Here is a 25813-nt window from a genome sequence, read left to right as displayed (position 1 = left end):
ATATCGGTTATTTCATCTCCATAATTACCCCACAGCCGATACGACTTCCTGAGTTGCCAGTAGGCTGAGTGGTATAATCATCCACACCTGAATGAACAATAATAGCCTTGTCCAAAATGTTAGTCTTCTCATCACCACCGATACTCCAGCGGTCAGACTGAATAGTTATCTCGCCTTTACCGTTGCCGTCGAGGTTGATATTTCCTATGTCGCCTGAGTGATGTTCAGCAGAATCCCACTTACCGTGTTTCTCTCCCGTTGGATTCCAATGTCCATGAGCTCCGTTACCGCTGTCACCACAATCGCCATGTTCGTGAAAGTGCACTGCAACAGATTGATTCGCTTTCGCCGGGAACTCCAGCGTTAGCTTCATTTCAACCTTTCCATCGCCCAAAGCGGTAAAATGAGCCATACCGCTGCCGGATGTGTCTGCCTTGGTAGCGGAGATGTCTGCATGAGCCTGTTTAGCGCTTGCACTATCGGCTACACTTGTACCGTCAGTGTTCAAAGAATCTGAACTGTTACTGTTTTTTGTATTCGTACAAGCAACTGCGAGAAGCAAAACTAATGCTCCCATCGAATTTAATGTCTTCTTTAACATATCTGATAATATTGGTTAACCTACGAAACAGCTATAAGGCCTATTTGTGTTGAAAGATGTGGGAATGTGTGTCCCAATCATCCTGCTCCGACCCATATTTCACATACTTCAGAAGATCGAACAACCAAAAGATCCTCTAATTCACTGCATCGTGGAGGTCCTTTGCTTCTTCCAAATGCTGCTCGAGCTTAGGAAGTTTACCTGCAGCCCAGGAGCGAAGCTCTGAATCTGGAACTCCATCAGAGGAGGATGCTGAACGAAACAGCGATACGGCTTCTTCATGTGATACAACCATCAGGCGCGCAAACTCTTTATCAAAAGCGTTCCCGGTAAGGGGACTTAGCATATTGAAGTTGTCCTGGTGCCGTTTAAGGAGGGTCTGACTTAAAGTCCAGCCCTTACGCTGCGCCAAAGGAGCTAACTCTTCAGCCGCCATGGTATGATCTGTCACCATGTGTTGGCCAAACATTTTGACCAATGGATTCTCTCCCTTGGTTACGGCAAGGCTGCCTGACTGGATCTCGAAGCTGTTACTACTTGACGCCTGCGTAACGAACTCCTGGTTGGTCATTACTGCATCGTCATCATCGTCACTACATGACTGAAATAATGTGGCACTGCTAAAAGCAATTGCACATAAAATAGCTAGTTTTTTCATGTTTTTCATGTTTTTCATTTTGTTAGATAGTGAAACAACAGCAGTTGCACAACAAGTGTTCGTTCGAGAAATACGGTTTTCTCATGTTTGAAATACGTGATAACACTATTTATCAGCGGACCTATCAACAGTTAACCCCAAAAATTGTTAACAGAAGACATCCAAATCAATTACCTATGAATCAGAGTGGTGATAACAAGTTTATACCGATGACTTCTATAGAAAGCGGTCATGGAAAAGAAGTCAAAAAAGGCGTCTATTATTACACGAATCAGATCGTCAACATCATCATGATAGGCGATCCGGAGCAGGGAGACTGGGTACTTATAGATGCCGGAATGCCGCATAGCGGCAAGAAACTCATAGATGCGGCCGAAAAGAGATTTGGCGAGGGTACAAAACCCAGCGCTATTCTCCTTACACACGGCCATTTTGATCATGTAGGCAGTATTGTTCATCTCCTGGATCGCTGGGAGGTGCCTGTCTATGCCCATCCCCTTGAATTTCCATTTCTGACCGGCCAGCAGAGCTATCCTGAACCAGACCCTACAGTGGAGGGGGGTATGCTGGCCAAAATATCATCCATTTATCCGAATGAGCCTATCAATATTCAGGAACGCCTGCTTCCACTGCCCGAGGACGGAACCGTACCCGGGTTACCGGACTGGAAATGGATTCACGCCCCCGGACATTCGCCGGGTCAGGTGGCTTTTTTTAGAGAAAGTGACCGTACTTTGCTTTCTGCCGACGCGTTTGTCACAGTCAGACAAGACTCCCTTTACAAAGTGCTGCTTCAAAAAGAAGAAGTAAACGGGCCTCCCAGATACCTTACAACAGACTGGCAGGCGGCCTGGGACACCGTTCGTCGTCTCGAACTGCTTAATCCCGAGCTTGTAATCTCCGGCCACGGACAATATATGCATGGTGCGGAACTTGCATCCGGATTAAAGAAACTTTCGGAGGACTTCAGCAGAATCGCTGTCCCCGATCACGGAAAGTACGTAGTTAAAAGTAAAAACCCCTAATAGAAGAATATGAAGTACTGTTTAATATCGTGGACCGCGACCTATCCTGACGGCCGAAGCTTATCCGGAAACGCTACTATGACGTCAAAAGAAGGCTTGCCATCTCAGGACGCACTCATCGAAATCATCAAAACAAAGAACCCGAAGTTTAAAGATTGCGAGATAACCCTGCAGGATCAGCTGGAGTTTAATTCCCAGGAAGAACTGGATAGCTACGGAAGAGTTTAAAATTCATCAGGAAGCGCTATATGAATATAAACGAAACCCTAATCGGCATAGTCGCCGGTACTTGTACAAGCACAGCCGTTATTCCTCAGTTGGTAAAAACAATCAAGGAAAAGAAGGCAGAAGATGTGTCTCCTCTTATGTTCTTCATTTTACTGACCGGAACAAGCATATGGACTTATTACGGCTTCCTTAAAGATGATCTTCCTATAATCGTCACCAATATCTTTTCATCGTTGGTGACGATTACTATGCTGTTCATGAAGTTCAGATTTTCTTCGAAGTAATACCTCATCTGCGACCCGGATATAGATCTCTTCCACACTGTCGAGGGCGCTGTTCGAGTGAAATCGCCTTACGTTGTCCGCTCCATGAGCAGCCAGAGCTAAGCGCTCATCTACGCTTAGACCCAAGACCCGGTCGATTAGTGCTGCGCATTCTTCCCTCCATTCCTGCTCAGAATCGACCTGCAGTTTACTTACGTAAAAAGCAGCCTTCCCGCCTACCTCGCTCATGGGAGCCTCCCCCGTAGTGATCACAGGGCAACCTGAAGCCATTGCCTCCAGAATGGGCCAGCCAAAGCCTTCAGCTAAAGAAGGAAACAAAAATAAAGACGCGGCACTATAGGCCTTGTTAGCAAAATCATCAGGCATACCAACCAGCGCATGAATGTCAGCTTTAAACGGAGATGAGTCTATTTGGGCCTTGAGAATATCATCGGGATTCTCTCCAACCAGGAGCAATGGCAATTGCTGCGTTGATTTGCTCCTCCATTTCTCGTACGCTGAAATAACGCCTGACTTATTCTTGTACCAAAGATTGCCCCCTACATGCAAAATAAAACCTGCTTGAAGATTTATACCCGTCTCCCCGCTCAATTCCTTTCTCAACAGAAATACATCATCTGCCGGCGCGAACTTTCGGGTTAGGCCATTGTAAACCACTTCGGATATGTGAGGCGGCCTCGATAGCATCCGATGCAGATCAGCCTGAGTCTTCTGTGAAATAGAAATAAAGTTACGGGCCGCGGTGTATCCTTTGCGGATATATGACTGATAAATCTTCCCGGTTCGTCCCGTCACGTTCTCCGGAATTTCTCCCAGAGCACTCCTTTGAGCCAGAAAATCATGACAATGAACAATATGTGGTCTGTTTTTAACGAGCGGAACCCATGGCCCAAGCGCATGGTCTGTAAAAACAAAGAGCGTATCTGGAGGAAGCACTTTTAACTTCTTCTTGACCTGAAGCGGAAAGATCAGGTATTGATCGACATAACCCAGCCACTTTTTCAACGGACCCTTGCTTAAAGGTAAGGCAGAAAGAACTCCCTCTGGCGACCACAGATCAATCTGATGCCCCCTCTCCTCCATTCCCCGGGCAAGCCAGTTCGCATACCTGGGCATACTTTGATGGCCCAAAAAGTGCGGATGAGTAAAAAAAACAATCTTCATATCCTCGATGATACGGCCGCCCGGATAACCTTCAAATAACGATCTGCAACCTTTTTAGGCTGATGGTCTTTCAAGTGTTGCCTGGCCTCATGTTTTAATTTTCCCTGCAGATCCTCAGACTGCAGAATCTGCCGGATACATCTGACCAGGTCAGCGGTATCTCCTCTCTTGAAAGTTAAGCCCGCATGGCCAACTGCATCAGGCAGTCCCCCGCCATCCGATACCACGGGAATACATCCGCAAGCCATTCCCTCTAGGGCGACATTACCAAATGGCTCTTCCCATCTGGAAGGCACAAGAATCAGCTTATGCTGGTTCAAGCAATCAACGAGCTCCTTACCCTGCAGGGACCCCTTAAAATCCACTTTATGCTCAAGTCCGTATTTCACCGCCAATGCTTTCAGCACCGGCGCCTCCGGGCCATCTCCGATGATGGTAAGGCGAAATCCGGAGCGTGCTCCTGCTTCACCCGCCGCCTCGCTCTCCAGCGTATGGAGCGCCTCTATCGCCATGTCGGCTCCTTTGTCAGACACGAGTCTGCCCAAGAAAACGAGGTCGATATGCCTGTCTGCCTGAGCATTTATTCTGAAGAGTTCTGCTCTATATGGGTTCGTGATGACTATTGCCTTTTCCCAGTTCTTTCTTCTCAGGGCGTCACTTACAGCGATGACGCTTTTTGATTTCCTGAACCAGAGTGTCTTCAGTCTATCTTGCCAGCCTATGCTGCCGTCTACTCGCGCCACCCAGGTATTTAAAGCAATTACGTTAGGTTTGCCAAGCAGCAGCCCGGGCCATGTCAGCCGGAGGCAAGGGTTATTCTCAAAAACGACATCCGCCCATTTGTGCTCCCTGAACAAATCGAGTTTGCCTGGCCGGCGCACAACGGCAAAGGGAAACCTATTTTCACGCTCATCAGCCGTCCATGTAACGAGCCTTACCCGATGTCCGGCCTTTGTAAACTCATTAGCCAGAATTTCTGAATTGATCTCAATCCCTCCTATGTCAGGATAAAAATTATTAGACAGAAGTAGTATTTTTAAAGACATAACCAAACTTATAGATCTGCGTTTTGAGGTTATGCTTCATTCACATACCGCCGCATTTTCACATAAAAATACATGGATAACCTGCTTTAATGAAGCAAGCAATTCCATTGTATCACACTTAGGGAAAATATGAGAAGTACTGTAAGGCTACAGAAAAAGCTATAATCCGGAAACGAACAAAGCCCCTCGGAAGGAGCTTTGTTTATTTTGTACTATTGGTCGCTTAGAGAACCGAAAGATCTACAAGTTTAACCAGGAGCTGTTTTCTGAATAGTCATCTACAACCCCTACAGTATTATCAAAGTGATAAGCACAGATAAGTCCGCCTATTTCCTGTTGAATCATACGGATACTGTTATCTACCAGATCCTTCCTGAAACCTTTCTGTTGCAATTGCAACACGTATTCGGTGCAGATTACTCGCGCGAAGATCTTACCAAGATCAACCATTTTACGCTGCGTCAGCGTCGCATTCAAATCAAAGTTCAAGTCTTTTTTGAAATATTCACAAGCCTGAGATGTCAGCTTCAGCTCTTTCAGATACTCATAAACGTTAGACTGTTTGCCTTTCTTCATCGCACGCGTGATCATTTCTGCGATCTGCGTATATAACATCTCGTTTGAACCTTCGAAAATCTGGAATGGACGGCTGTCCATAATGCCGCGTCCACCGATATGGCTTATCCGGTAACCATTCGCTCCCGAAACCTGTACCAGCAACTGTGCAGATTCCTGCATCAGATCGGTAACCACAGCTTTCATGCTATTGGCTTCCAGTCCCTCAGAAGCCAGATTATGATCGATACTGCTGATATCTGTACTTCTGGAACACATAGCCGAGCAAATCGTGAAAGCAGACTGAATGCGGGCCAGCTGAAACTGCACCTGGTCAATAGAGAGCAAGTTTCCTGCACCAACCACTCTGTTTTTACAATGCCCGATGGCTTCGTCCAGCATACGCTTGATAAAGCCCATGCCCATTCCAGGGAACTGCATCCTGCTTCTGTGCAGAATATCGAGCATCATCTTAATACCGGTAGTTTCCGGTTGTAATTTATAGTTCGAAGGCACCTCCAGATCCAGCTTATTTAAGCCATAAGGGATCATGTAAAGGCCGGCATTGTCATAAAGTTCCTCTACAACAATCTTCTCTCCTTCGCAAATGAAGAAATCGATGTCCCTGCCAAGCTCTCCGTTCGTTTCCTTACGGGAAGCAATAAGCCAGTAATCCGCGAGACCTGTTAGTCCTTGCCAATGCTTGGTACCCTTGATCTTATAACCGTTTTCTGTCGGTACATAGCTCGTTTTCATATTGAGGGCATCACTGCCATAGCCAGGCTCGGTAATCATCAGACCGCCCATGTTCTGATTCTCAAGAAAACGATTAAATATTCCCTGCTTAACCTCTTCGTTTGCGTATTTAGAGATCGGCTCCAAAAACAACGCGATATTGATCCCGAACGTTAACGAGAGCGGAAGCGATTCGTATGAAGCCGCTGCCAGCAATCCCAAACACTCTTTAACTTTCGAACCGCGCCCTCCATACTGCTCCGGAATAGCCACAGAAAGCGGTCTCTTCGACATGATGCCTTCTATTATTTCAGGTGGGAGCCCTCTTTCCAAGCTCAGTTGGTTGATATCTTCCTTTTCATGAAAGAGGTGATCAAGAGTTTCCTCGAAGTCTTTGATAAATTCGTTAAAGGGGATATTCGTCAATATCATAGTTAAGTTTTAAATGCTATTCAGGCTTTCGTCCGCAATGTGCAATGGAGGCAAAGTAAAAAAACTTTGTTCAATTTTACATGATCTTTTTAACAAATGAGTTACGCTTAATCGCCTGATTCTGCACGAAATTAAGAATTTTCTTCATAAGAATTCCTGAATCAAAAATCAAGTAATATTTTAATCAGCTTGGTAACAACAAATTACAAAACGCCTGGCTGTAATTATTTTTTTAAAATTTAATACAAACAAGCCGAAAATACCCCTCGGTTCAGTGAAAAAAACAATTGGGAGGCGCATAAATCGCCGAATACATCAAATCCAGATTAGGTGATGTCTGGCAGTTGAAGGATTTTATACCCGTTTATCTGCAGCGATCAGCACTGAAGAAATGAGCAAAGAGTTCTAACCGCGATCAGGGGGCCCGATAAGCAATTACAGCGCCCCGGCGAATCAGATAGATGACCGAGCCATCAACCTCGGCATTCGGATAATCAATCTGCTGACTGCTTAGCAATCCTGCCGGAGTAACGCTTTCCTCCCGCGGACCGGAGCTGACTATTATCGTATATTCAGCATTCTGATGCACATCTTTTAAAGAAAAGAAGCTAGGCCTTAGCGACGCGGTCGCTGGCAATTGATCTTTTCCAAAGAAAGAAATTGCCCCTGCCTGCTGATAATTATCCGTTAAAATTACCGTAGAGGCCCTTTTTGATTCAGGGAGCGAGTGGTAAACACCTAAGGTTTCTTTCGTCAATTCTTCCCATCCCAGCATCTGTGCAAAATACTGAGGGATCTGCCCTGTGGTACCGTCGTCCCATTTCAGAGGTGCTGTAATACCGGCGTGCTTCCGCATCATCTCGAACCAGGCAATTGTATGATTTAAACGGAGGACAGGGACAACCGCGGGCATGGCCAGCACTCCTGATAAAATAATCATCACGAAAAAAGTCCCATTTACCAGCGGCCTCTTCCATTCCTTCAGCAAGCGCACTGTACCGATGGCTCCCGCCGCATAAAGAACAGGAAAAGCTCCGAATGAATAATACGTCTTCGCCTGGAGACACAGGATCACTATCTGAAGCACCAGAAAGGAAATACCAATGAACCGAAATGGACGCAGGCTTGTTGAAAACCAAAAGGACGCAAGACCAAAGCCACATACTATTCCCGATGCTCCATGAGAGAAGAGCATCTGCTGTATTAAAGTGCTGTAATCCGTCCTCGACCAGTAATAGGTGTTCAGCTCCCCCAGCTGGGAGATAAAAGGAAAACCGTTGTTTATCTGCCAAATCAAATGTGGCAAGAGAATTATCAGAGCGGGAACTACGACATAAATCATCTCCCTGGTCTTCAGCTTCCTTCCCGCTTTTATCAATAAAGCAATCAACAAACTGCAGAGATATAGAGCAATAGAAAGCTTGTTCATCATACCAAGTCCCGCAGTAACGCCCAGATAAAGCAATTCGCTTCTGTTCCCGTTCTTGACAAACCGAATTAAGAAAAAACCGCAAAGCGCCCAGGCAAGTTGATCAAAGACAACAGGCTGCATCATATACCCTGTCGCCAAAAACGAAGGATCCAAAAGAAGAGCCATACACGCTATGAGTACGGCAAAGGGGCCTCCCCCCAGCATCCTTACCATCATTCCCGTAAGGCCAACCAGCGCAGCACCACACAATGTAGGAAGCAGACGAAGCGTCCACAGCGAACCCTCCCCCAGCTGCAGCCAAATCCACGTTAAGAATGAAATAAGAGGGGGGCCTTCTTTGTAGCCCCAAGCCAGCTGTTCAGCCATGGCGATATGCAACAGCTCATCTGCATGATATCCATATCTGCCGTTGAAAGGAAGATGAATAAAAAGTTTCAAAAGCAGAAAGATCGTGATGATGACTGCCGTTTGCTTCTGCGAATTTACCACCGACCCATATTGCATCTTACCTAAACAAATAAGCCCGGAAAAGTTCCCTGATAGTGATCTTTTATTCTATCCGGGGCTCTTGCTCCTTCGAACCGATAGCCCTCAGCAGATAATCAAACAGCGCAACGTCCGACGGGATCTGCAACTTTTTCCTCAGACGATATCTACTTACCTCTACCGCCTTAATGGTAATACTCATCAACTGGGCAATTTCCTTGGATGTCATATTCATCTTCAGATAAGCACAGAGCTTGAGGTCGTTGGAGCTCAAATCAGGGAAGCGTTCCTTCAGGCGGCTCAGAAAGTTCGAATGTATCTGGTCGAAATGGCGGGCAAACTGCGTCCAGTCCGAATCGCTTTTCTCCGCTTCAGCTAACATTCGTATAACCCGTTTAAGTTCCGTCCCGTTATTGTTCTCTTTAGTCTCCTGCAAAAGTTCCTCCCTTATCCTGGCAAGCAGCTTACCGCGCTGAACAAGATGCATCGTAATCGAGGCAAGCTCTTTATTTTTATAATCCACATCTGCAGTCAGCTTCTCATTATGCAGCTTCACGATCTCCCGTTCGTTATGTTCAAGCTCCAACTGATGCAGATATTTCAGTCGCTCTTGTTCTTTCAGGTGTTGCTTTTGCTGCCTCCTGATAACCAATAAGATTAAACTGGCTACTATCAGAAAGCTACACAGATAAAACCACCAGGTCTCGTACCAGGCCGGACTGATTGCAATCTGATATTCAAGAACAGCAGACTGGTTCCCCAGATTATTTCTGGCCTTGACTTTAAAAATGTAAGTACCCGAAGGAAGGTTGGTGTACTCCTTTTCTGCTTTCGTGCTCCATGCCGACCATTGACTGTCGAAACCGCTTAACTGGTAGCTGAATTCAATATTATTTTGTTGCTCAAAGAGGGTCGACGCAAACTCAAACTGAACGGAATTATTATGGTACGGCAATTCAATCGGACTATTTCCTTTGTAATTACCGTATCCACCAAATACTATACTGTCCTTTTCTCCGAAAACTTTAACCTGTGCCAGCAGTACGTTCAGCTCATTACGCTGTGCCCTGTATTTATCAAAGTTGATGTGATAGATACCCTTATTGGATCCCACGAATATATTTTGCTGATCATAAGGATAAACATGCTCAAATCCAGAGACTATTCTGGAAGTAAGCTCCGGAATGTAAACTACAGCGCTTTCACCCCGCTTCGTTGAGAAGTCTATCACGCCCAGCTTTTTTTCATGGACAAACCAAACGTTTCCCGCCTGATCTTCTTTTAGATAGTGAACGGCGGTATTCTTCAGGTAGGGATAGAAAAAGTCAGAACGTTGAAATCTTTTTTTGTTGTCATCGTACTCATAGATCCCATCTTTTGTAGCGACAACTATCCGGTTCTTGACCTGAAATACGTAGTTGCCAAGAGTAGAAGGAAGTCCGTCGTCTTTCGTGAGTATCTTCTTGCTGGTTATTCGGCTGAAATCAGAAGATAGCTTCAGCATGAACACTCCACGATAGGGATGCGACGCCCAAACGGTATTGCTGCCGCCATCATAGCCCATAAACCGCAGCGAGGTCTTCTCCAGCGGCCCTACCGCCTTCCCTCCTGGAAACCTGCCAGCTTCATATTCCAACAATTGCAGCCCTTCATAGGTTCCTGCCATGATATGACTCGAAGGCTCCACCGACGACAAGGCTTCAAACAACCATGTCCCCTGCGTACCCGTTAGTGGGCTAAGTAAACTCTTGCTAACGGTAAATGCTCCATCTTCATGGGCGAGCAATAACTTCCTGTTGATCTCCGTAAGTCCCCATACCTGCCCTTTTAATTTACCTACCTCCTCAAACTTCCCTTTTGAATAGCTAAGGTCTCTAATTCCCATATCCAGTGGCAGGTAGAACAAACCGTTCGAAGCACCCACGTATAAATGCTTATCAAAAATTCTCGCAGAGTAGCTGCTGATTTGTTTCTTAGCGTCCGGAAAGATCTGCTTGATCGCGCTGTTGAATGCAACCATACTTAGACCGTCATCAAGAGCGATCCAGAGATTCTTACCTTTGTCTACCAAAAGATTTCGAACGTAATTTGCCTGCAAGCCTTCGTTCGCTGAAAATTGCTGCACGACGCGTCCTGCCCTGTCTATTATATAACAACCCGAAGTGGTTGTGCCGATTGCAAACCAATCTTTATTAACGGCGATAGCGCTATAAATATAGCTGGCACCGAAAATACCATCCAATACCGTTTCTTTTCTGCTCAGCTTTCCCTCAGACAGTAAGTAGAGACCGTGTTTGAGTGTCGCCACAAGCTGTACGCCGGACTTGTAATCAAGCACAGCCGTGATCACGTCTTCCTTAAAAATCTTATCATCGGACATGATCTGCCATGTTCCATCCCTGAAGATCATGAGTCCCTTATTTTTCTCCTGGGCGAATATCCCGCTCTCCCCCTGCCCCAGGAACAACCATTCCGATCCGGTACGAAACACTTTAATAGCGTTATCTTTCAGATAAAAGATCTTATCGGTAGTTCTGAAAAAAATCATCTCCCCAACCTGGCAGATGTTCCAAACATCGGCAAATTGCCTGCTTGAGCCCGGGATAAAAGATTTAAGTGACCTGAAAGTAAGAATACCGTGACTATCCGGTTCAAAGTATCCGATTTCGTCCTGTGCACCGACGTATATCCGCCCCGAATCAGTAGCTTTCACTGCATGAACCACTGTTTTATTAGGCAAAGGGTACAACCTCCAGTGCTTCCCATCAAAAGATAGCATCCCCTCGTTATTGGCGAAGTACACCCTCCCCTCCCGGTCCTGGTCTACTGCCCAGTTCTGGATGCCTGCTTTGTATTGCAGATTGTCATAATTTACAATCTGCGGCAGCCCGATCGGATTCTGGGCACTTGCGCACAAAAAGAAAAAGCTGATCAGAATGGTTAGGTGGAGAGGCTTCATCTTCAGTAAATCTAATCATAGTATTTATTCCGGTCAATTATTTAATCACGGCCTTTTCGCGGTTGTCTTAAGTAGCGTATCTGGATCTACTGGCACCCTCTATGACCTCTGAATCAAGGCGTATCCAAGCCGTCTTTATGCCATGATAAGTCCGACTTGATGAGCTTAACGTCGGACTTATCACGGCATAATCTCGATATATTATGGGCTGCATATAAGCAATGTCTTTGCCAGGAATAAGGAAGATTCCTTTCCTTATCGTAGTTATGCACTAATTTGAAAAGCGACCGAAAAGGTCGCGGTCGTAGGGTTTACTTTTCAAACAGAAACTATAAATAATGACAACCTCGGCAAAAAATCCGTGTCGTGTAGTGGTAATGTAGGGGCAATACGAGGGGTTCCGTGGTTATGTATAGTTGATTTAGGAGATTGAAAATGATCGTTCAGCCCTAAAGCTGTATATATTTGTTTGAACACAGGAGCCATCCTGTCAACTAACCAAAAACCAATGTGTTATGAAAAAAAGAATTACCTCTTTTTTACTGGCCCTGCTATTGTATGCAATGCACCTGAGCGCCCAGGATTTGCAGATATCAGGAAAAGTCACGCTCAAAAGCGACAACTCACCTCTGCCTGGCGTTACCGTAACCGTTCAGGGAACATCTTTGGGTACAGCAACAAATCCTGAGGGAGGATTCAGCATTCGCGTTCCCAAAGCGGGATCTGTTCTTGTTTTCAGCCAGATCGGTCTGGAAGGCCAGCGCTACACCGTTACGGATTCTCGCGCTGTCAACATTTCGATGACGGAGACGGCTACCAACCTCAGCGAAGTGGTAGTAATCGGATATGGAACGCAATTAAGGAGAGAGATTTCTTCCGCGATCTCATCTGTGAAGCCCGATGACATCACGCAGACACCTGTTCAACGTGTGGAGCAGGCGCTTCAGGGGCGGGTAGCCGGGGTCCAGGTTACCAATATTTCCGGTCAGCCGGGCGATGCCCCTACCGTTCGTATCAGAGGAATAGGCACCAACGGCGATGCCTCTCCAATTTATATAGTTGACGGATTTCAGGTCGGAGGCATTGATTACCTGAACCCTGCCGATATCCAGTCAATGGATGTACTAAAGGATGCTGCTTCGGCAGCCATCTACGGCGCCCGAGGTGGAAACGGCGTGGTGCTCATCACAACCAAGAGCGGTGTCAAGGACGGACGGATGCATGTTTCCTATGATGGCTACACCGGCATCCAGAACGCCTGGCGACAAATGCGCCTGCTAGATGCCCGTCAATATGTTGTGATGATGAATGAAGGCGCAGCTAACGGCGGCGGCTCCATTCCATTCCCGGATGTCAGCAAGTATCCATCAGGAACAGGAACCGACTGGCAAAAGGCATTATTCCAGACCAATGCCCCAATAAACAACCATCAGGTGTCAGTAACGGGCGGTACAGCAAAAAATAGCTTTGCTGGCAATTTTTCCATCTTTGATCAGGAAGGACTCGTGGGTGGCGACAAGTCCAAGTTTAAGCGCTATACCTTCCGTGTTAATTCGGATAACCAGGTTAAGGAGTTTCTAAAGGTGGGCGCGAATATGGCGTACTCTCATATCCGCCGGTCAGCCATCGATCCCAATCAAGAGTTTGGAGGCTTAATTAATAACGCCATCAATCTTGACCCCATCACTCCGGTTATCGAAACCGATCCGGCGGTTACCGCCAAGTATAATCCTAATTCGGTAAGAGATCCAAATGGAAATTTCTACGGCATCTCGCCATACGTAACGCAGGAAGTAGTGAACCCCCTCGCCCGGCTTGCTGTTCTGAACGGCCTGACCCGCGTTGACAAGATCGTGGGTAACACCTATGCGGAATTGAAAATCGTGGAGGGCCTTACGTTTCGTTCCGCTTTCAGCATAGACCTTGGCTATGTTAACGGAAACAACTACAGCCCCATCTTCTATCTAAACGCGGCACAGCAGAACGCCAATTCAAGTGTCAACAAGAATGTGGACCGCTATTATACATGGCAGGCCGAGAACGTGCTGAGTTACAATAAGGATTGGGAGAATCACTCCCTGGGACTCACCCTGGGAACGACCAGCCGGAAAGAAAACAGTGAAACACTCTTTGGATCTAATACGGGGCTTGTCGTAAGCGATCCCAATATGGCCTACCTCAATCTGGCCGTAGACGCCGGTTCAGCGAAAGCGACCGGAGGGGCATCAGAGAATGCGTTGTTCTCTTTATTTTCACGTGTTAACTACAGCTACGACAATAAATATCTGTTATCAGCATCGCTGCGACGCGACGGATCGTCGAAATTTGGAAAGAACAACCCTTACGGGTATTTTCCAGCCGTTTCTGCCGGATGGATATTTACAGAAGAAAACTTCCTGGCAGAGAGCAGTTTCTTGACCTTCGGGAAGTTACGTGCTTCATGGGGACAAAACGGAAATGACCGGATTGGTGATTATCCATGGGCGGCAGTAATTGGGGTTGGACGCGGCTACACCTTTTATAACGGCACCGGCAACGGGTATATCAACGGCGCATCCCCTTCCTACATTGCCAACCCTGATATCAAATGGGAGGCCTCTGAACAAACTGATATCGGGCTCGACCTTTCTTTTATGCGCAATATTTTATCTTTCTCCGCCGACTACTATATCAAAACGACCAAAGGCTGGCTTCTGCAGGTGCCTATCCCGCTTAGCGTAGGTGTGGCAGCCGGCACAGCCAATGGGGGTTCTGTCAGGAATTCAGGTATAGAGCTCGCTCTGAACTATCAGCAGAATTTTGGAGAGTTTAAAGTCAATGCCGGCGTCAACGGTAGCTTCAACAAGAATGAGGTAACTGAAATTAATAATGCGGAACGGATTCTTCCGGGAGCCGGTATCTCCACATACGGCCAGGTGGAGCGAAGCACGGTGGGACAGCCTTTTTCATATTTCTACGGCTACGAAACCAACGGCATCTTCCAGAATATATCTGAAATTGATGCTCACAGCGTGAATGGAACCCGTATTCAACCTCTGGCGCAGCCAGGTGACGTGCGATTTAAAGATAGGAACGGCAACGGGGAGATTGATCAGGACGACCGCACCATGATCGGCAATCCTACCCCTAAGATCACCGCAGGTTTCACTTTCGGCGTCGACTTTAAAGGGTTTGACCTAAATGGATTTTTCACCGGAGCGTTTGGTAACCAAATATTTAACGGGACACGCCGACACGACTTCTCCTCCTCTAATATGCAAACCTTGTTTCTAAACCGCTGGACTGGCGAAGGGAGCACCAACGATATGCCTCGTTTCACTTCGAGTGATAACAATGGCAATTACACCAAGATTTCAGACCTCTACCTGGAAGATGGCGATTACGTGCGATTGAAAACCCTGCAGCTGGGTTACACCCTGGGAACGGAGCTTAGCCAAAAGATCAGGCTTCAGAAGATTCGTTTCTACGCTTCTGCCGATAACCTGATCACGCTGACGAATTATACAGGATTCGACCCTGAAATCGGAGCGCGTGGCAGTCTGGATATCGGTATTGACCGCGGGATCTATCCGCAGGCGCGGACATTCCGGTTTGGTTTAAGTGCTACTTTTTAACCCGAGAAATGATGAAAGCAACTAAAAAACAACTCTCCATATTCCTACTGTCAGGTTTACTTTTTGGCAGCATTTCCTCTTGTAAAGATTTTCTTGACCTGGCACCGTTGGATAATCGCGTGGAGCAGAACTTCTATAAGACGGAAAAAGATGCGCAGGAAGCGCTTAACAGCGTCTATGATGCACTTCAATGGCATACTAATGCCGGAGGAGGAGGTTTTAGTCCCGACCCCATGATGTCTGACATTGCTTCTGATGACGCCTTTGCAGGTGGCTCCAGTCGTTCAGACTCTCCCGATATGATCCAGATAGACCAGCACAATATGCTGACCACCAACTCGCTGACCAGGGTGTACTGGGCTAATCATTACACCGGCATCTACCGGGCTAACCTGCTGCTGCAGAAGCTTCCGGACATTCCTATGAGCGAGGATAAGAAAAACAGAATTGCTGCGGAATGTAAGTTTCTCAGAGCCCATTTTTACTTTGATCTGGCGAAGTGGTTCGGAAACATCCCTCTGATATTAGCGCCACAGTCGCCCGGCGAATACTGCAGCCCTGCAGCGGAGCCCGCACAAATGTTCGGGCAAATTGCCCTGGACCTTATCGAAGCGTTCCCTGCTTTAGAAAAAGCCGACCTGCGCACGAGCAAAGCACATGCTACCCGCTGGTCTGCTCAGGCTTTGCTTGCAAGAGTATACTTGTTTTACAAAGGGGTTTATAATGGCGATCTACAGGCGGGCAGCACACCGGTTAACGCAGCCTACGCTCTGCAGCAACTTAAGGATGTGATTGATAATAGCGGGCACACCTTGCTGGAGAATTATGCCGATAACTTCAGCAAGGCCAACGAGTTCAGTAAAGAATCCGTTTGGGAAATCTCTTATTCAAGCGACAATCCCTGGTTCGACTGGAACTATATTCAAGGTGGTGAGGGCAATATGCAACCGTTGATGCAAGGCCCACGCATAAACGGTGATCCAAATTACAACTCCGGCTGGAGCTTTGCCCCGGTAACCCAGGAGCTGAATAACGCTTTCGAACCCAACGATCCAAGAAGGGGCGCTACCATTCTGTCTCAGGCAGATGATTTGAGCGGCGCAGTTTCAACCGGGTATCAGCATACCGGCTTCTTCAGCAAAAAGTACACGACTACGAACGAATACAGGCCTATTAACGGGCAGTATGAATTGAACTGGGGGAACAATTACCGGTCAATCCGTTTCTCAGATGTTTTGCTGATGGCTGCAGAGCTGGAAGTAACTACAGGAGGAACTCAGGCCCAGACCTATTTCAACCGTGTAAGAGACCGGGTTGACCTGCCCGGAAAACCAGCGACCCTGGCCAACATCTATCAGGAACGAAGGGTTGAGCTGGCGCTGGAAGGACATCGCTATTGGGATCTTTTACGGCAGGGACTGACTGTTGCAAACCAAAACATCAGTATCCAGAACAAGCGGGGTCCAGGTTATGTAGGGGATCAGATAGATTTTAACGTCACGTTCAATCCGGCGACGCGCGGTCTCTTCCCAATCCCTCAAAGTGAGATTGATCAATGCGCCGGAGTACTTAAACCCAACTTTTAAAATTACCCGATTAAGATGAAAGCACATATAAATAATCTGGTCCTCCTGCTTTATATAGCAACAGGACTGATCGGCTGCCAGGTGGAAGATCCTGAACTCGGACCCGCTCCTTCTGAAGAGCAGGTGAAATTTTCGGCGAGTCCCTCATCCGACAATGCCAATATCATTACCTTCAAAAACGAATCAGGACCTGTAAACAGGGCCATCTGGGATCTAGGTAACGGACAGACCGGAGCCGGCGACCAGCTTACCGGCTCCTTCCCTCTTTCGGGCGACTATGTGGTCAAACTGACCATATACACCAGTGGCGGTTCTGCGAGCAGTACGAAAACAATTAACATCGCACAGACCAAGCCGGAGATGCTCGACCGTGCGGATTATAATTTCCTGACAGGCGGAGGAAGCAATGTACCCGGAAAAACATGGGTTATCGACAAAGAAGCCTCCGGACACCTTGGGGTGGGTCCGGCAGAGAAATCCGTACCAGAGTGGTATACAGCCGCTCCGAATGAAAAGAAAGACCTCGGTTTTTACGATGACGAAATGACTTTCACACTCAGTAATAACCTCGCTTATACCTATGTAAACAACGGAGAAACCTTTGCCAATGGGGCGAACGCCGCAGGAATTAATGGTGGCGGCCCCGGGGATGACCGGGCGGTGAGCTACACTCCACCCACCGGAATGAAATGGAGTATCACAGAAGAAGGCGGAAAACAGTTCCTTTCCATTTCAGGCGGCGGATTTATCGCTTACTACACCGGCATGTCAAAATATGAGATCCTGGCACTGAATGATACGGAGCTGTACTTGAAGGCGGCGGATAAGGCTACCCCCGCTAATGCCTGGTATCTGAAACTTGTACCAAAAGGATTCACCCGTCCGGTTGTTGAGAAACCTCTGAAGACGGCAAATCTCCTGGATAAATTCGATGGTACCGGTACCATTCCATGGAGGGCAGACGCCATCATCTATAAACCAAACTTTGACAATCCATTCCCGCAGGGGCTTCATACTGATGCAAAGGTAGCCTATTACCAGCGCCTGCAGGGAGAAGCTAACCAGTATGGCAATCTTCAGACCACTCTTGACTACCGCATCGATCTGAGTACCCGTAATAAATTCAAAATGAAGGTTTTCTTCCCCGGAGGAAATGAGTATCCGGCAGTAAAGCAGCAGGTCGCCGTAAAACTTCAGAACTCGCTTGCGGGCGGAAATGCCTGGCAGACGCAAACCGAGGTTATAAAGCAAGTACCTCAGCTTAACCAATGGGTGGAACTGGAATTCGATTTCTCAGCTATCTCATCCACAACGATCTATGACCAGATCGTTATCCAACCCGGAGGCGAGGGACATCAGACACCAGGGATTTTCTATCTCGGCTTATTTGAGCTTCAATAACGTATTCGCTACCTAAAGAAAGGCATATAATGATTCAGAACATCAAGATATTTAACATGCAAACACTAATCATTGGTAAAGTAGTACTTGCCGGGCTGCTCATGGCATGTTCAGGTAAAGCAGACTTGAAACCCATTCCAAAGGACCCGACGGTCGTAGAAACAGGTCCGCCGACAGACAAAGGCTGGGCATTTGAGACCAATCCCGTTTGGGCTGATGAGTTTAATACCAACGGAGCACCTGATCCCGCTAAATGGGGCTATGATTTGGGTGGAACCGGATGGGGAAATAATGAGCTGCAGAATTACACCAACAGCCTAAGTAATGCCAGCGTGAACAATGGCATATTGACCATCACGGCAAGGAAGGAGAACTCGGGAGCAAACGCTTATACATCCGCCCGCCTTGTCAGCAAAGGCAAGGGAGATTTTCTCTACGGACGTATAGAAATAAAGGCGAAGATACCCTCAGGTCGCGGTACCTGGCCTGCGCTCTGGATGCTTCCGACGGATAATGCATATGGAACCTGGCCAAAGTCGGGGGAGATCGATATCATGGAGCATGTTGGTTACGACCCCACAGTCATACATGTGACTGTTCACACGGAGGCCTTCAACCACTCGATCAATACGCAGAAAGGCGTATCGAAGAAGTTTCCCAAGGCGTTTGATGAGTTTCAGCTCTATCGCCTCGACTGGACTCCCTATGCCATTCGCGGTTATATTGAGAATGAGCTCATTTTTGAGTTTATCAATAACGGACAGGGCTATGCCGCCTGGCCGTTTGACAAACGCTTTCACTTGCTGATGAATGTGGCAGTAGGCGGAAACTGGGGCGGGGCGCAAGGTGTAGATGATACTATCTTCCCTAAATCAATGGAAGTAGACTACGTACGCGTATACAAAATGATTGATAAGTAAGTAATGCGGGATGCCGAGACCAGGGGCTGCAGTTGCGGCCGCTGGCTCATTTGACATCCAACAACCTTCTCAGGTTGCATTAGGGCTTTTAACAGGCTGAGTAAGCGCCTACCGTAAACCCTTTTCGTCTTAAGTACTCCTTAGCTTTTTAACGCCTTAATTATGTGAGCATTTACTTTTGAAATGTAAAATCAATAGTTTTGCACCATATTCTCATATAGAAGCGCGTTATAATCATTCATGAAAAGTAAATACCTTCACTTAATTCTACCTGGTCTGGTTGCATTTCAACTTCAGGCTCAGGCTCAACAGTCTGCTCAGACTAAGTTTATCGATCCTGCGAATATGGATCTTTCAGTAAAACCCGGCGACGATTTCTACGAGTATGCCAGTGGTACATGGATTAAAAACAATCCGGTTCCTGCCAAAGAAACGCGTTGGGGAAGTTTCAACGTGCTACGCGACTTCAATATCAATGCGGTTAAGGGCATTATTGAAGAAGCTGCGGGCAACAAGAACGCACCTGCCGGTTCTCCTGAAAAAAGAGTAGGCGATTTCTATACCGCTGCTATGGATAGCGTGACGATCGAAAAGTTGGGATATACCCCTATCAAAAAAGATCTTGCCCGCGTCAATTCCATCAAAGATCTTAGCGGTATCTTGAACGAAGCAGCAGTGCTTCGCACGAGCGGATTAGCTTCTCCATTCTTTAGCTTCTATGTGGGTCAGGACCGCAAGAATGTTAACAACATGGTACCGCAGCTCTCACAGGGAGGGACTTCACTTCCTGACCGCGACTACTACCTGAAATCAGATGCAAGAAGTCTGAAAATCCAGGAGGCTTATAAAACATACATGACCAAGCTTTTCCGTCTGACCGGTTCAACAGAAGCAGAGGCAAAAAAGAATGCAGACATCGTGTTTAATTTCGAAAAAACACTAGCTGCAGACCAGCTTAGCCGCGTGGAGCTTCGTGATCCACACAAAACGTATAACAAGTTTGCTATCTCTGAGTTCAGCAAAAACACGCCCGTTTTTAACTGGCCTTCTATGTTAAGCAAGCTGAAGGTAAGCGGGCAAGATACCATTCTGGTAGGTGTTCCGTCTTTCTTTACTGCGTTGAACAGCACGTTAAAACAGACGCCTGTAAACGACCTGAAAGTTTATCTTAAATGGAATGTCCTGAAAAACTCTGCTTCATACCTGAGCTCGCCGTTTGTTGCTGCTCAATTTGAATATAACCAGGTACTATCGGGTCAGCGGGTGCAGACTCCAAGATGGCAAAGAATGTCATCTCTCACCGACAATTCTATCGGCGATCTCCTGGGACAGCTTTATGTGAAAACATATTTCAAGCCTGAGGCTAAAGCAAGAATGCAGGTTCTTGTGGAAAACCTGAGGAAGGCTTTCGAGATTCGAATCAAGAATCTGGACTGGATGAGCGATGTAACGAAGGAAAAAGCACTGGCTAAGCTTCACGCTTTCAGACCGAAGATTGGCTATCCTGATAAATGGAAAAACTACGATGGACTGGCTATTACATCAGGCACATTCTTCCAGAATGTTCGTAATGCTGATACTTGGGCTTATAACGAAATGGTAGGCCAATTGGGCAAACCGGTTGACCGCAGCCGCTGGGGTATGACAGCACCAACTGTAAACGCGTACTACAGTCCGGTTATGAACGAAATCGTATTCCCTGCCGGTATACTCCAATTCCCGTTCTTTGACCCGAATGCAGATGACGCCGTGAATTATGGCGGCATAGGTGCGGTAATAGGACATGAGATGTCTCACGGTTTTGATGATTCCGGCAGTCAGTATGACAAAGACGGAAGCCTGCGTAACTGGTGGACCGCAGAAGATCTTGCCAGATTTAAAGAAAAGACCAAGGCTTTGGGTGAGCAATTCGACAAATACACCGTACTTGACACTTTGCATGTAAACGGCAAATTCACGATGGGTGAGAACATAGGTGACCTTGGCGGTTTGAATGCTGCTTACGAAGCTTTTAAGATGACTAAGCAAGGACAGTCGAATGACAAGATTGATGGATTTACTCCAGATCAGCGTTTCTTCCTGTCGTGGGCACAGGTTTGGAGAGGCAACATTCTCCCGGAAACTGCTGCTCAGTTTATTCTGACAGATCCGCATTCACCAGGACAATACCGCACTATCGGCGCTCCGGTAAACATGGATGCCTGGTACGAAGCATTTAATGTGCAGCCTGGCGACAAGCTGTATAAAAAACCAGAAGAGCGTATCCGCATCTGGTAACAGAAAAAGGCTGCCGAAGATTCCGGCAGCCTTTTTTGTTCAAAAGCACTGAAATTCACCTTACTAGAATTGATAAAATATGAATAACGAAATAGCGCAGCTGGAACCTCGCGAGCTGTGGAGCAATTTTGATGCACTGAATACTGTGCCACGTGCCTCTAAAAAGGAAGAGCAGGTGATTGCATTTATGATGGACTTCGCCGCAAAGCTTTCACTGGATGCTTATAAAGACGAAACCGGAAATATCATCATCAGAAAGCCTGCAACAGCGGGCTTGGAAAACGCGAAGACGGTGGTATTACAATCCCATTTGGATATGGTACACCAGAAGAATAACGATACGGAGTTTGACTTCACGACGCAAGGTATTAAGATGTTGGTTGATGGTGACTGGGTTTGTGCTGAAGGCACTACATTGGGCGCTGATAATGGGATTGGTGTGGCAGCCATTATGGCGATCCTTGCCTCTGAGACGATTGCTCACCCTTCGATTGAAGCACTTTTTACTGTGGACGAAGAAACGGGGATGACCGGTGCGATGGGATTAAAAGGTGGTGTTTTGAAAGGTGAAATATTGCTCAATCTGGATACGGAAGAAGATGATGAAATTGACATAGGCTGTGCCGGGGGAATTGACGTCACTGCGGCGAAATCTTATGTTGAGGAGCCTGTCCCGGAGAAGAGTCTGTCCTATCTGATTACTGTAAAAGGACTACAGGGCGGCCATTCAGGAATGGACATCCATAAGGGACTCGGCAATGCCAATAAGATTATGAACAGGATCTTATTTCAGGCTGAGAAGCATGCCGGACTGAGAATATCAAATCTGCAGGGAGGAAGCTTACGGAACGCTATCCCACGGGAGAGTGTGGCTCTGACGGTAGTTGAACCTGATAGGGAGGTGGCCTTCCTCCAAAGCGTGCAGGTAGCAGTCGATGATATCAAATTCGAATACCGCAGTACCGAGCCTTCCTTAGCCATCACCTTTGATAAGCAGGATACTGTACCCGCCAGGGTCATGCCTGTGGCCGAACAAAAAGCTCTTATTCAGGCCATTTACACTGCACACAATGGCGTTTATAAGATGAGCACGGAGTTGGAAGATCTCGTTGAGACATCGAATAACATTGCACGGGTATCCGCTGGGAAAGGAAGTATCAGCATTAAATGCTTGACCCGCTCATCTGTAGAATCATCCAAGTTTGACCTTGCTAATTCCTTGAGTGCTGCGTTTGAACTGATGGGATGTGATGTAGAATTCTCGGGTTCTTATCCGGGTTGGACACCGAACCCTGATTCTGAGATCCTCAAAGTGCTTATAAAAATTTATGAGGATCAGAATGATTCGAAAGCTGATGTTGTTGCCTGCCATGCAGGTCTGGAATGCGGTATACTGGGAAGAAACTATCCGAATATGGATATGATCTCCTTCGGGCCGACAATCCGGGGAGCGCATTCGCCCGCTGAAAGAGTTTCTATAAGCTCCGTGCAGAAGTTTTGGAAGTTCCTGCTGGAGATATTGGCCAATATACCGACCAAAGCATAGGAACATGTGCTTACGATAGTAGTCACCCCTCGCCCCCTTACTTATTTAATAGGTGTCGGGGAGAGGGGTTGATTATTGTCCGGTTTCGCATTTCGCTATTCTTTGAAACTAAGTCCTTTTTTTGAAAGCGCCTCCCGAAGAGGAGGCAAAGAAGTCTTTCCTAAGCCATGAAGCTGTAAGATCTCCTTTTCTTTGTACTGGGAGAGGGTTTCTTCGCTTCCTATTCCTTTACTCTCCAGCGCCCGCCGGGCCGGGGCGCTCAAAAAAGAGAGAAAGCTCTCGGGTCGCTCAGATTCCTTTTCACAGATGGGACAAATCGGACAGTCGCTGCTCTTATAGTATTGATGCCCCTTTTTACACACTCGGAGGTTTTTTTTCTTTTGGATTTTTTCTTTGTTTTCCAATACCCTGAACCGGACTATCTCTTTAACCAGCTCCAGGGGTAGTGCTTCTTCAATTGGAAACTGCACCGAACCTTTTCCACTTTTGTATCCGGAGAGCTGTTGCTCAAATGCGGCGTGTCCTGTCGGTGTGGCGTAAAATCCAATATGGTTCCTGTAAGCAGCAAAATGAACAAGATTACCATGCTGAACATAGGTTGGCATGTCGTATTTAATCGTCTCTTCGGCTTCGGGTGCAGCTTCCTTTATGGCCGACCGAAGCTGCTGTAGGATCAGTCGTACATTTTCAGGAAAGCTACTGATGTAAGATTCAGTGTCATTAAACGTTTTATCCATCTCTTTACGACCTTAAATATATCCTCGACCAGTTAACTGAATATAGCTAATTTCTAATGGGAGTTACAACACAGCACGCCGGGCTAAAAAGTAACAACTTTCCTTCCGTTGTTTTTAAATGTTATGCTGACCTGATTGCTGACCGGCGAGTAGCTTAGCTGTTTAACAGGCAGGAGCTCATCGTTGCTCCATGTTTCTCCCGACTTTTTCCAAAGCAGTAGCGTGGCATAAACACCTTCTTGTTTTCCTTGAGGCACATACCTGTCGGATACATTGAGAACTACACTATTTTTTGCTTCCGGATGGAGTCCTTCAGCCTTTACTATTTCATGCTTTCCCCAACCTTTTAACGGCACAAGAGCCAGCTGGTAGACGCCGTTATCCATGATCAGCGCCTCCAAACCCTTTATCTTCAGCGTTCGGGTTTTGACTGCACCGTTCAAAGCAGGTAAAGCGTAATGACCCAGCCTGAGTTCTGTTGGAACAGTGCTGGTATTCCGGTCAATACGCAGTATCCCGTTCGGAAGGGTGATGTCTGCAAGATTCATCTTTACCTGCTCATCAGAAGCAAGCACCGCGTCCCTGTAATAAATCCCGTCCTCGTACTTTTTAAAGCTGAACATTCTGAAAGCTTCCCACTTAGCTTCCCTGTTTTTGACCACATAATTCATCGCGACTTCACCGTTTGGACCGTCGGCCTGCCATGGGAAGGCACTGTTGTAGGACAGACGGTTATAGTTTTCTGTTCCCTGATAGTAACCCTGGGTCTTGCTATAACACCATGCTCTGATTTCGGCAGCACCAATATTTGGATAATCTGTAACGAGGATATTGGAACCCTCTGCAAATTTGTTATAAACCTGCCCTTTTTTAAGTTCGGTCTCCCAGGCTCCTTCATTTTCCTGAGCTGTCCAGAAAGCGCTTGTTTCTGGCACAAATAGTCCCAGAAATAACTTACCCATCCAGAAGACGCTTCCACGACAGCTGTATTGTTGTACAGCCGGCTCGAACGCACCATAGAAGCCTAACGTTGGGATACCGTCTTGCAGCAATTCGGGACTTCTCACAAATTGAAGGAGCGATCCGGAAGCAATGCGCCGCATCCATCCATAATTGATTGAGGGATCATTTGTAAATCCCATCAGCGGAAAGGGAACTGCTGCTCCCATACGGTAAGCAATGCTTCGGCCCCACATGATCATCTCCCCGCTTCTGGCAAACATATAGGGATAATTGTACTGCAAACCGTTGAAGTTTTTCATGAACCTGTCTGCGTATGCGGGATAATGTTCTTTCCCGAAGTATTCCGTCCATAACATTCCATACATCTGGAATGCCCACATACTATAATAATCATAATATGGACTGTCTGTATACCAGCCCTCCCCCTTATAATCGGCCAGGGATTTCTCGAGCAAATCTTTCAGGTAAGCTTCGTTCACCTCGTACCCCCGGCTTTTGAAGAAGCTCATAATGAAAATATTGAAGAATCTCCAGTTCATGTCAATAGTGGGTCCGTTTCCATAACTGAGCATCGTTGAGGCGAGTGAGTCTTTTACTGCTTTTGGAAGCGGATCCCAGAATACTTCAGGGGCGGAAAAGAGGGAAACAGAAAGACCGCCAAACTCTACGAGTGTCTGACTCGGACCACCATTCTTAGCCCTTCGGGGAACATAAGACTTGCTGGTGGAGTCGAGCAGCAAGTTTAATTGATGACGGTAATATGGACCAATACCCAAGCCGTTGATTTGCAGTGAAGGATCATCTTTCAGGAGCGGAGCGGCCATGAACATGGTTCGGCATAGCCCTTCCAGGTTCTCGGTCCGGTTTGGTTTCCCATCCTGAGGGTAACTTTTGCCCGGCTGCTTCGGGAACCTCATCGGGTCATCGGCCGTTTTCACATAGTCGAAGGCCCCACTCAGCAGGTACAATGCTGCTTCTTTCCAGTGCTTCCGCGTTATGCCCGTATAAGGGCTTCGATTCAAGTCGGGTCTGTTAATCCGAAAGATCTGTTTACCAGAAACACCTTCTTTGAGGCTGGATATGCTATCAGGGCTAACTGCAAGCGCACCGATGCCCGATAGGGACAACAGTGCGCAAAATAGAAGAGAAGCGTATTTCGTCATC

18 protein-coding genes are annotated in these 25813 nt (G+C 47.0%); 9 read left to right on the top strand and 9 right to left on the bottom strand.

Annotation, left to right across the window (positions count from 1 at the left end; genetic code table 11):
* Positions 1-7: 7 nt before the first annotated feature.
* Together B0I27_RS00705 and B0I27_RS00700 are read right to left on the bottom strand one after the other, a co-directional pair.
* Complete coding sequence (locus B0I27_RS00705; protein WP_245925384.1) at positions 8-601, bottom strand: superoxide dismutase family protein; 594 nt, start codon at positions 599-601, stop codon at positions 8-10.
* Between the two features lie 136 nt (positions 602-737).
* Positions 738-1259, bottom strand: a complete 522-nt coding sequence (locus tag B0I27_RS00700) for a DUF4142 domain-containing protein (protein WP_181276640.1) — start codon at positions 1257-1259, stop codon at positions 738-740.
* 176 nt (positions 1260-1435) lie between these two features.
* Between B0I27_RS00700 and B0I27_RS00695 the strand changes: the two genes are divergently transcribed.
* Genes B0I27_RS00695 through B0I27_RS00690 form a run of 3 tightly spaced genes read left to right on the top strand, consistent with a single transcriptional unit; the run spans position 1436 to position 2796 of the window.
* The gene (locus B0I27_RS00695) at positions 1436-2284 is read left to right on the top strand and encodes an MBL fold metallo-hydrolase (RefSeq protein WP_146133070.1); all 849 of its coding nucleotides are present in this window, start codon (positions 1436-1438) and stop codon (positions 2282-2284) included.
* A gap of 9 nt (positions 2285-2293) precedes the next feature.
* A complete protein-coding gene (locus B0I27_RS17355; protein ID WP_146133069.1) occupies positions 2294-2512 on the top strand; it encodes a hypothetical protein in 219 nt (72 codons plus the stop codon).
* 20 nt (positions 2513-2532) lie between these two features.
* A complete protein-coding gene (locus B0I27_RS00690) occupies positions 2533-2796 on the top strand; it encodes a SemiSWEET family sugar transporter (protein WP_106290388.1) in 264 nt (87 codons plus the stop codon).
* Here B0I27_RS00690 and B0I27_RS00685 read toward each other — a convergent pair.
* The 5 genes from B0I27_RS00685 to B0I27_RS00665 form a co-directional block, all read right to left on the bottom strand.
* On the bottom strand, positions 2740-3960 hold the full coding sequence (locus B0I27_RS00685; protein ID WP_106290386.1) for a glycosyltransferase: 1221 nt from the start codon (positions 3958-3960) through the stop codon (positions 2740-2742). The genes B0I27_RS00690 and B0I27_RS00685 overlap by 57 nt on opposite strands.
* Positions 3957-5006, bottom strand: a complete 1050-nt coding sequence (locus B0I27_RS00680; protein WP_106290384.1) for a glycosyltransferase family 4 protein — start codon at positions 5004-5006, stop codon at positions 3957-3959. The genes B0I27_RS00685 and B0I27_RS00680 overlap by 4 nt, the downstream gene beginning before the upstream one ends.
* A gap of 240 nt (positions 5007-5246) precedes the next feature.
* Complete coding sequence (locus B0I27_RS00675; protein ID WP_106290382.1) at positions 5247-6728, bottom strand: acyl-CoA dehydrogenase family protein; 1482 nt, start codon at positions 6726-6728, stop codon at positions 5247-5249.
* Positions 6729-7143: 415 nt separating this feature from the next.
* Positions 7144-8664 carry a glycosyltransferase family 39 protein gene (locus B0I27_RS00670; RefSeq protein WP_106290380.1) on the bottom strand — a complete coding sequence of 507 codons (1521 nt, stop codon included), beginning with the start codon at positions 8662-8664 and terminating at the stop codon, positions 7144-7146.
* A 46-nt stretch (positions 8665-8710) separates the two neighbouring features.
* The gene (locus tag B0I27_RS00665; RefSeq protein WP_106290378.1) at positions 8711-11605 is read right to left on the bottom strand and encodes a triple tyrosine motif-containing protein; all 2895 of its coding nucleotides are present in this window, start codon (positions 11603-11605) and stop codon (positions 8711-8713) included.
* Positions 11606-12120: 515 nt separating this feature from the next.
* Between B0I27_RS00665 and B0I27_RS00660 the strand changes: the two genes are divergently transcribed.
* The 6 genes from B0I27_RS00660 to B0I27_RS00635 all read left to right on the top strand — a co-directional run bounded on the left by B0I27_RS00660 (position 12121) and on the right by B0I27_RS00635 (position 22949).
* On the top strand, positions 12121-15219 hold the full coding sequence (locus B0I27_RS00660) for a SusC/RagA family TonB-linked outer membrane protein (RefSeq protein WP_106290376.1): 3099 nt from the start codon (positions 12121-12123) through the stop codon (positions 15217-15219).
* A gap of 8 nt (positions 15220-15227) precedes the next feature.
* Entirely contained in the window at positions 15228-16805 is a 1578-nt protein-coding gene (locus B0I27_RS00655) for a RagB/SusD family nutrient uptake outer membrane protein (protein WP_106290374.1), read from the top strand.
* Between the two features lie 15 nt (positions 16806-16820).
* Positions 16821-18206 carry a PKD domain-containing protein gene (locus B0I27_RS00650; protein WP_106290372.1) on the top strand — a complete coding sequence of 462 codons (1386 nt, stop codon included), beginning with the start codon at positions 16821-16823 and terminating at the stop codon, positions 18204-18206.
* 56 nt (positions 18207-18262) lie between these two features.
* Positions 18263-19126, top strand: coding sequence for a glycoside hydrolase family 16 protein (locus tag B0I27_RS00645; protein ID WP_106291173.1), 864 nt, complete (start codon positions 18263-18265; stop codon positions 19124-19126).
* A 240-nt stretch (positions 19127-19366) separates the two neighbouring features.
* Entirely contained in the window at positions 19367-21403 is a 2037-nt protein-coding gene (locus B0I27_RS00640) for a M13 family metallopeptidase (RefSeq protein ID WP_106290370.1), read from the top strand.
* Positions 21404-21482: 79 nt separating this feature from the next.
* The gene (locus B0I27_RS00635; protein WP_106290368.1) at positions 21483-22949 is read left to right on the top strand and encodes an aminoacyl-histidine dipeptidase; all 1467 of its coding nucleotides are present in this window, start codon (positions 21483-21485) and stop codon (positions 22947-22949) included.
* Between the two features lie 95 nt (positions 22950-23044).
* On the opposite strand, the gene B0I27_RS17685 is transcribed toward B0I27_RS00635, so the two are convergent.
* Positions 23045-23686, bottom strand: coding sequence for a DUF1801 domain-containing protein (locus tag B0I27_RS17685; protein WP_106290366.1), 642 nt, complete (start codon positions 23684-23686; stop codon positions 23045-23047).
* 83 nt (positions 23687-23769) lie between these two features.
* Positions 23770-25812 carry a DUF2264 domain-containing protein gene (locus tag B0I27_RS00625; RefSeq protein WP_106290364.1) on the bottom strand — a complete coding sequence of 681 codons (2043 nt, stop codon included), beginning with the start codon at positions 25810-25812 and terminating at the stop codon, positions 23770-23772.
* Position 25813 lies beyond the last annotated feature (1 nt).

Source organism: Arcticibacter pallidicorallinus (assembly GCF_003002875.1).
GTDB lineage: Bacteria > Bacteroidota > Bacteroidia > Sphingobacteriales > Sphingobacteriaceae > Arcticibacter > Arcticibacter pallidicorallinus.
Note: the sequence above shows the minus strand (reverse complement) of the source record. Positions and strands in the feature narration are given on the sequence as shown.

Coding starts and splice junctions, on each gene's coding strand:
- B0I27_RS00675 (WP_106290382.1), bottom strand. CDS start 6,728: ATGATATTGACGAATATCCCCTTTAACGAATTTATCAAAGACTTCGAG.
- B0I27_RS00635 (WP_106290368.1), top strand. CDS start 21,483: ATGAATAACGAAATAGCGCAGCTGGAACCTCGCGAGCTGTGGAGCAAT.
- B0I27_RS00640 (WP_106290370.1), top strand. CDS start 19,367: ATGAAAAGTAAATACCTTCACTTAATTCTACCTGGTCTGGTTGCATTT.
- B0I27_RS00645 (WP_106291173.1), top strand. CDS start 18,263: ATGCAAACACTAATCATTGGTAAAGTAGTACTTGCCGGGCTGCTCATG.
- B0I27_RS00680 (WP_106290384.1), bottom strand. CDS start 5,006: ATGTCTTTAAAAATACTACTTCTGTCTAATAATTTTTATCCTGACATA.
- B0I27_RS00695 (WP_146133070.1), top strand. CDS start 1,436: ATGAATCAGAGTGGTGATAACAAGTTTATACCGATGACTTCTATAGAA.
- B0I27_RS00685 (WP_106290386.1), bottom strand. CDS start 3,960: ATGAAGATTGTTTTTTTTACTCATCCGCACTTTTTGGGCCATCAAAGT.
- B0I27_RS00625 (WP_106290364.1), bottom strand. CDS start 25,812: ATGACGAAATACGCTTCTCTTCTATTTTGCGCACTGTTGTCCCTATCG.
- B0I27_RS17685 (WP_106290366.1), bottom strand. CDS start 23,686: ATGGATAAAACGTTTAATGACACTGAATCTTACATCAGTAGCTTTCCT.
- B0I27_RS00670 (WP_106290380.1), bottom strand. CDS start 8,664: ATGCAATATGGGTCGGTGGTAAATTCGCAGAAGCAAACGGCAGTCATC.
- B0I27_RS00705 (WP_245925384.1), bottom strand. CDS start 601: ATGTTAAAGAAGACATTAAATTCGATGGGAGCATTAGTTTTGCTTCTC.
- B0I27_RS00665 (WP_106290378.1), bottom strand. CDS start 11,605: ATGAAGCCTCTCCACCTAACCATTCTGATCAGCTTTTTCTTTTTGTGC.
- B0I27_RS17355 (WP_146133069.1), top strand. CDS start 2,294: ATGAAGTACTGTTTAATATCGTGGACCGCGACCTATCCTGACGGCCGA.
- B0I27_RS00650 (WP_106290372.1), top strand. CDS start 16,821: ATGAAAGCACATATAAATAATCTGGTCCTCCTGCTTTATATAGCAACA.
- B0I27_RS00700 (WP_181276640.1), bottom strand. CDS start 1,259: ATGAAAAAACTAGCTATTTTATGTGCAATTGCTTTTAGCAGTGCCACA.
- B0I27_RS00690 (WP_106290388.1), top strand. CDS start 2,533: ATGAATATAAACGAAACCCTAATCGGCATAGTCGCCGGTACTTGTACA.
- B0I27_RS00655 (WP_106290374.1), top strand. CDS start 15,228: ATGATGAAAGCAACTAAAAAACAACTCTCCATATTCCTACTGTCAGGT.
- B0I27_RS00660 (WP_106290376.1), top strand. CDS start 12,121: ATGAAAAAAAGAATTACCTCTTTTTTACTGGCCCTGCTATTGTATGCA.